Source organism: Tamlana crocina (assembly GCF_012037625.1).
The window spans coordinates 1-348 of record NZ_JAAVJS010000548.1; the positions used below are offsets into that span (position 1 = coordinate 1).

Annotated in this window: 1 protein-coding gene; it reads right to left on the reverse strand. The window is 48.3% G+C overall.

Annotation, left to right across the window (positions count from 1 at the left end; all coding sequences use genetic code 11):
• The coding region (locus HC176_RS17995; RefSeq protein WP_483414761.1) for an ATP-binding protein at window positions 1-348 on the reverse strand (348 nt) is incomplete at both ends.

A 348-nucleotide genomic window follows, 5' to 3' on the forward strand; every position in this document is an offset into this window, starting at 1 on the left:
CTTCAGCATACGCTGTATCGCCTCTTCCCTGGTCTTTCCGTAGGTAATAAGCTTAGCCAGCATAGGATCATAATAGATCGGAACTTCCATCCCTTCCTCAAAACCATCATCAAGGCGAACTCCTTCCCCAGAAGGTCCCCGATACTTTTCCAGCAGCCCAACACTTGGCATAAAATCTTCAAGAGGATCTTCGGCATAGACTCTGAGCTCCACTGCATGACCACTGATCTTTAGGTCTGCCTGAGAAAACTCAAGAGCTTCTCCCCTGGCAACCTTTATCTGTTGTTCTACGAGATCAATTCCGGTAATGAGCTCAGTCACGGGATGCTCCACCTGCAAACGGGTATT